At 71.8% G+C, this 6,343-nt stretch carries 8 protein-coding genes; 3 read left to right on the top strand and 5 right to left on the bottom strand.

The features are described from left to right. Positions 1-504, bottom strand: a 504-nt coding sequence (locus NON22_RS18740) for an AlkA N-terminal domain-containing protein (RefSeq protein ID WP_306673900.1), incomplete at its 3' end; no start/stop codon positions are given. A 47-nt stretch (positions 505-551) separates the two neighbouring features. After that, positions 552-1,331, bottom strand: a complete 780-nt coding sequence (locus NON22_RS18735; protein ID WP_257388480.1) for an SDR family oxidoreductase — start codon at positions 1,329-1,331, stop codon at positions 552-554. Between the two features lie 74 nt (positions 1,332-1,405). Between NON22_RS18735 and NON22_RS18730 the strand changes: the two genes are divergently transcribed. Next, complete coding sequence (locus NON22_RS18730) at positions 1,406-1,621, top strand: hypothetical protein (RefSeq protein WP_257388479.1); 216 nt, start codon at positions 1,406-1,408, stop codon at positions 1,619-1,621. 133 nt (positions 1,622-1,754) lie between these two features. Further along, the gene (gene ypfJ, locus NON22_RS18725) at positions 1,755-2,621 is read left to right on the top strand and encodes a KPN_02809 family neutral zinc metallopeptidase (RefSeq protein ID WP_257388478.1); all 867 of its coding nucleotides are present in this window, start codon (positions 1,755-1,757) and stop codon (positions 2,619-2,621) included. 186 nt (positions 2,622-2,807) lie between these two features. Here ypfJ and NON22_RS18720 read toward each other — a convergent pair whose 3' ends face one another. After that, on the bottom strand, positions 2,808-3,485 hold the full coding sequence (locus tag NON22_RS18720; RefSeq protein ID WP_257388477.1) for a lysoplasmalogenase: 678 nt from the start codon (positions 3,483-3,485) through the stop codon (positions 2,808-2,810). Between the two features lie 152 nt (positions 3,486-3,637). Here NON22_RS18720 and NON22_RS18715 point away from each other — a divergent pair, with 152 nt between their 5' ends. Continuing rightward, positions 3,638-4,168: a hypothetical protein gene (locus tag NON22_RS18715; protein WP_257388476.1), complete on the top strand. Its 531-nt coding sequence runs from the start codon at positions 3,638-3,640 to the stop codon at positions 4,166-4,168. Between the two features lie 37 nt (positions 4,169-4,205). On the opposite strand, the gene NON22_RS18710 is transcribed toward NON22_RS18715, so the two are convergent. Next, positions 4,206-5,240 carry a DNA methyltransferase gene (locus NON22_RS18710; RefSeq protein ID WP_257388475.1) on the bottom strand — a complete coding sequence of 345 codons (1,035 nt, stop codon included), beginning with the start codon at positions 5,238-5,240 and terminating at the stop codon, positions 4,206-4,208. Continuing rightward, positions 5,233-6,333, bottom strand: a complete 1,101-nt coding sequence (locus NON22_RS18705; protein WP_425508003.1) for a hypothetical protein — start codon at positions 6,331-6,333, stop codon at positions 5,233-5,235. The genes NON22_RS18710 and NON22_RS18705 overlap by 8 nt, the downstream gene beginning before the upstream one ends. Positions 6,334-6,343 lie beyond the last annotated feature (10 nt).

Genomic DNA, 6,343 nt, shown 5'->3' with positions numbered 1-6,343 from the left:
GACCGGAAACAGGCTGTGGCAGGGTTCGCCGGCCGCGGCGCCGGCGATGCGCGGCGCATGCCGCGCGACGATGCGCGACGCGATCGTGCGCGCCGCGGCGACCGTGATCTGCTGGCCGAGCACCGCGCGCACGCCGAGCTCGAAACCGTCCCAGCAGCCCGGCACGCGGATGTCGCCGTGCTCGCGCAGCAGCGGCCCGAGACGCGCGTCGCGCGCGAAGCAGCGGCGGATGCCGGCCCGCGGCGCATCGAGATCGAACAGCCGGCGCGAACGCGCGGCGACCTCCGCCGCCGCTGCGGCATCCGCATGCTGCACCTCGAGCACCCCGCGCACGAGATCGGCCTGCAGCCAGCCGGGCGTGCCGTTGAACGCGAAGCTGCGCCGGTAGCTTGTGGCGGTCACGTGCTCCACGCCGGGAATGGCGCGGCGCGCGAAGAACGCAAGCACGGCTTCGGCCGGATAGCGCGACGGCAGATCGAGATCGATGGAGACGGACGGCGGCATGGTCGCAGTCTGCCGGCGCGGGCGGTCGGACGCCATCCGCATCCTGTTCAGAAGCCGTAGCGCAGGAAGCCTCCGTCGACGGCGATGCACTCGCCGCTGACGTAGCTCGCCGCCGGCAGGCACAGGAACGCGACGGCCGCGGCCACTTCCTCGGGCTCGCCGATGCGCGCGAGCGGCGTGCGCGCGAGCACTTCCTCGAGATAGTCCGGATCGGCCAGCGCCGGTTCCGAGCGCTGCGTGCGGATGTACCACGGCGCGACCGCGTTCACGCGTATGCCGTCGCCGGCCCACTCGCACGCCAGGTTGCGCGTGAGCTGATGCAGCGCGGCCTTGGTCATGCCGTAGGGCGAACCCGTGCGCACGTGGATCAGGCCCGATACCGAACCGACGTTGACGATGGCCGCGGCGCCGTGCTCGGCCAGCTGCGGATGCGCGAGCCGGCACAGCTCGAACGCGCTGAACAGATTGGTCTCGAACAGCGCGCGGTAATCGTTCTCGGCATAGTCCAGCGTCGGCTTCGGCCGGTTCGTGCCGACGTTGTTGACGAGCAGCGACAGGCTGCTGCCGCGGTCGGCGATCCAGTCGAACAGCTCCAGCCGCTGCTCGCGTTCGGCCATGTCGCCGGCGAACGCGGCGATGTCCTGCCGCGGAAATTCATCGGCGAGCTCGTCGCGCACGCCGTCCAGATGCGCCTCGTCGCGTGCGACCAGCAGCACGTCGGCGCCGAGCACGGCGAGTTCGCGCGCGCAGGCCAGACCGATGCCCTTGCTCGCACCGGTCACCAGCGCGGTGCGCCCGTCGAGTCGCCAGCGTGATGCAGTCGTCATGGCAGCGCGGCTCCGCTTGTTTGTCGGTGAGATCGGGGCGCAGACTTTAGCGCAGCCTCATCCCGGAGAAGCCGATGATCCGCACCACCCTGCTCGCCGCCGCCCTGCTCGCGCTCGCCGCCTGCGCGGCCGAGGACAAGCCCGCCGCGCAGCAGACGCCGCCGGCGCGCCAGCCGACGGTCGTCGACCCGCAGCTGCAGGCGCTGCAGAAGGCTAAGGCCGTGCAGGACACGGTCGATGCACAGAAGGCCGCGACCGACGCCAAGCTGCGCGAGGCCGAGGGACAGTAACGACACGACACCCTACGCCGCCGCCCGGATCGGGCGGCTGAACCATCGGTTACCATCGCCGCGCCTGTCCGCCGCCGCAGGCGGTCCGCTACCGCGATCCCGCGACAGCCCAGCCCACTCAGGAGACATGCAGATGCTTTGGCAGAAAGGTCGACGCAGCGACAACGTCGTCTCGGCCGGAGGCGGCGGCGCACGCCGGCTCGGCGGCGGTCCGGGACTCGGCATCGGCGGCATCATCATCGTCTTCCTGATCAGCTGGGCGCTGGGCAAGAACCCGCTCGAAATCCTGTCGCTGCTGAGCCAGGGCGACGGCGGTCCCGCGCCGCAGGCGCAGACCGAACGCGCGCCCGAAGCGACCCAGACCAACGAATTCGTGCGCGCCGTGCTCGGCAGCACCGAGGACGTCTGGAGCCAGATCTACCGTTCGGCCGGCGGCCAGTACCAGCAGCCGCGACTCGTGCTGTTCCAGGGCGGCGTCAACTCCGCCTGCGGCATGGCCAGCTCGGCCGTGGGCCCGTTCTATTGCCCGGGCGACCAGCAGGTCTATCTCGACACGAGCTTCTTCGACGAGCTGGAAAACCGTTTCCGCGCCAGCGGCGATTTCGCACGCGCCTACGTGATCGCGCACGAGGTCGGCCATCACGTGCAGAACCTCATGGGAGTCATGCGCAAGACCGAGGAGATGCGCCGCCGCGGCGCGCCGATGGAAGGCGCCGACGGCCTGTCGGTGCGCCAGGAACTCCAGGCCGACTGCTTCGCCGGCGTCTGGGCCAACCAGGCTCAGCGCCAGCTGCAGTGGCTCGAAGCCGGCGACGTCGAATCGGCGCTGGCCGCCGCGACCGCGATCGGCGACGACAAGCTGCAGAAGCAGGCGCGCGGCTACGTGGTGCCCGATTCGTTCACCCACGGCAGCTCGGCGCAGCGCGTGCGCTGGTTCCGCCAGGGCTTCGACCGCGGTGACATCAACGCCTGCGACACGTTCGGCCAGCAGGCGCTCTGAGGAAAATCTCGCCGCCGCCGGACCGTCACGGTCCGGCCTGCGCATGACCGCCGCCGGTAGATCCACGCCGGCGCGGGGCCATGCAGTGGGGCAACTGCAGGGAGGTGCGACCGGGGGGTGATGTCGCTGGCCGGGCGACGCCGGCGCGGATCTGCCCCCGAGTACGGAAAGCAGGCGGTCGCCGCCTCACGCGCGGCTTTGCCAAACCGACCGTCCGATCAGGAACTGCGCGAGCCAGTAGCTCGCGAGCACCCACAGCGCCGCGTACGGCAGCGGCGTGTGGAAGCGGTCGATCGCGAGCAGCGCATCCGACACGACGAAACTCAGGCCGCCGGCCGCGGCCGCGATGCGGCTGGCCGAGGCGCGCTGCGTGGCGACGACCGCAGCCTGTGCCGCCATCGTCGCGAGCGCCGCGACGTAGACCAGCACCGGCGCGCGCAGCGCGGCCGGCAGATGGCTCCAGAGCAGCAGCACGATGCCGGCCGCGAGCGCCGCGTAGGCCGCGAACGGCCAGCGCAGCGGCGCGAGCGGCACCAGCCGCGTGAAGGCGTACAGATAGGCCAGATGCGCGAGCAGGAAGCTCACGAGGCCGGCGACGAACAGATCCCAGGGCAGCATCAGCCAGATGTCGCCCAGGGTCGACAGCAGCAGGCCGGCGAGCACGGCGCGGCGGTAGGCCGGCTGCGCATCGACCGCGCGCCAGGCCAGCAGTGCGACGAGCAAAGTGGACGCCGGCTTGGCGACGTAGTGCAGCGCGTGCAGCGGCGGCCACAGCGCGCCGACGACCGCGAGCGCGGCGGCCGCGGCGACGAGCAGGGCCCAGCGCGACGACGGCGCGGTATGGGCGGAAACGGCGACATCCATGACCAGGCTCCGGACACGACAGCCGCGCAGCCTAGGAGCCGCCGCCGACAATCGCAACCGGCCGCCGTTCCGGACCGTCACGGCGCACGCCTGATCCGCGCACGGCGCGGTTTGCGTACGTCATCGGCGACGCCGCCAACGACCGAACCGCCATGCTCTCCGCCCTGCCGCTGCTGCTGTTGCCGCTGACTTCCGCCGCCACCGACTGCGCCGAGCTCTACGGGCAGCACCGGCTCGGCGACCTGGACCTGCCCGTCGAGCTGTTCGACCAGACCGAAGGCCGCGGCTTCCGCGTGCTCGCCGCGGCCGGCTGCGTGCGCGAAGCCGGCGACCTGCTCGAAGCCTGGGCCGCGCGCCGCGATACCGTGCCGCGCAGCGTGCACTGGCACATCGCGCAGATGCGCGCCGAGCACGACGACAGGCCGGCCGCGATCGCCGCGGCACGGCGCGCGCTGGATGCACAAGAAGCCGCCGACGCGGCGTTCAAGTGGAACGACTACGTACTTGCGACCGTCGCGTTCCTCGAACGGGACCGCGGCGCGTTCGACCGCCATCGCGACGCGGTCGCCGCCGCGTCGGGCCAGGGGGGCAATGCGCTGAATCTCGTGCTGCTCGACAAGCTCGGCCGCCATTTCGACCGGGACTATCTCCAGGCGCAGCAGGCCGACCGCGCGCAACCCTGAGCGTCGCCGTCGTCCGCGACGCGGGCAGCGCTTCGGCTCACGACCAGCCCACGTCGACGACGAGCCGGCGACCGTCGCGCTCCAGGCGTTCGGCGCGGACGTAATGGCGATCGCGCAACGCCGCGAGATCGGCCGGCAGCCGCAGCGGAGCCTGCCAGCAGCGCAGCGCGAAACCGCGTTCGGCGAGGAACTGCAGCAGCGCGTGCAGTGCGGCCACGTCGAAGTCGATCTTCAGATCCATGTCCACGGGCGTCACGCCGAGATCGCCGGCGAGCCGGCGCGCCAGGCTGCCGCGCAGCTCGGCGACATGGCCGGCCGACTTCAGTTCCTGCCACAGCGCGAGCGCCGCGGCGACGTCGAGCGGTTCCCGGCGGACTTCGGCGATCAGCGCGTACTCGTGACTGCGATTGCTCTGCCAGGCACCCGGCGCGAGCTCCGCCGCGGCGCGGCGATACAGCAGCACGCGTTCCTCGCGCAGCACGAACAGGCCGGCCAGCACGCGCGCCGCATCCCAGGCCAGCGGTACGAAACGGCCGTCCAGGCGCAGGTTCTCCGCCATGACAATGACGTGCCCGCCGGGCTTCATGCAGCGCCGCACGGCACGGAAGATGTCGTGCAGCTGTTCGAGAAACGGCTCGTACTGCGCCTGTCCGTAGAGCTGCTGCGGCGGCGCGTCGGGCGGCGCCGTCGCGCCGAAATACGGCAGGCTGGTCAGGCACAGATCGACCGGCGGCAACTCGTCGCCCAGCGCGCGCAGGTCGCCGGCCAGCACCTGTGCATCGCGCACGCCGTGACCGTGCAGCCGCTCGCGCGCGAGTGCGGCGCGCGCCGCGTCGAGCTCGACGCCGATGCTGCGGCGGCCTTCGAGATGCGCCGCGAGCAAGGTGGTACCGAAGCCCGCGAACGGATCGAGCACGAGCCCGCCGGCCGCGCTGAAATGCTGCACGAACGGCCGCATCTGCTCGACCCAGCCGATGTCGCGCGCGGCCAGGGCGTCGCGCTCGCGCAGGTCAGCAGGAATGCAGTAGCGCGGATCTTCGCGCTCCAGCAGCAGCCAGCTGTTGCTATCCATCGCGGGTGCTCCAGATCACGCGGCGGCCGGGCTCCCAGCCGCCGCAGAGTTCGCCGTTCGCGAACCAGACCAGCTTGTACAGCCGGCCCGAGTCGTGGCGTTCGTGCATGGCCACGTAGTCGGCCGCCTCGAACACCACGTCGAGCCGGTCGCGCCAGCGGCAGACCAGATTCCAGAAGTAATAGCCTTCGGTGAGCCGCTGCGGCCGGAGTGCCGCGGCCAACTCCGTATGGGCGAATACCGCGTCGAGCGTCGCGTCGACGCGCACGCGCTGCTGCGCGATCAGCCGCGCGGTCGCGTTGACGCGGTAGTCCGGCCCGATCTGCGCGAGCTCGCGGAAGATCACGCCGGCGACGCCGAGCCGCGCGGCAGCATCGAGATACGCGGCGATCGCCTCGGCCGTCGCGATGCCGTCGCGCTGCAGCAGGCAGACAAGCATGACCGGCACGCGCGGCGCGAGCCTCCGTACGGTGCGCGTAAAGACCTCGCCGTCACGAATCGCGACCTGATCGCGAAAGCGCATCAGGAACTGGTTGCGCGCGGCGTCGAAATGATGGCGCGACAGCTCGATGCGGCTCAGGCCGAAATCGAGCACCGCCTGCTGCAGTTCCTCGCCGCGCGCGCCGGCGAGCCCGGCGCCGTTGCTGTAGAGCACGCGCTGCTCCACCGGCTGGCCGGCGCGCTCGGCGGCGGCCAGCACGTCGAGCAGCCGCAGCAGCCAGTCCGCATCGTCGGTGTTTTCGAGACCCGACAGCGACCACGACAGCGGCAGATCGCGCAGCAGCGCCAGCGCGCGGGCCAGACCATCGAAATAGCCGGCGGCCGGCCGCAGAGTCGCCGCGGCCGAGGATGCGGCGACGTGACGCAGATTCTCCGAGCAGAACCCGCAGCGCGCCGAACACGGCTGCGCCGACGCGTACGGCGTGAACGTGATCGGCTGCGCGCAGAGCCAGCGGCGCTCGCCGATCTGCACGCGGCGCCAGCGCGCGGCGTCGTCGCAGGGCGGTGCGCGTAGCGCGAGCTCGGCCAGGCGTGCGCGCAGCGCCGGCGGCAGCCGCGCCGCATCGACGAGCGGACGAGCGGACGCGGCCACGCCGCTCAAC

The sequence above is a fragment of the Tahibacter caeni genome (assembly GCF_024609805.1).
GTDB classification, from domain to species: Bacteria; Pseudomonadota; Gammaproteobacteria; order Xanthomonadales; family Rhodanobacteraceae; genus Tahibacter; species Tahibacter caeni.
Note: the sequence above shows the minus strand (reverse complement) of the source record. Positions and strands in the feature narration are given on the sequence as shown.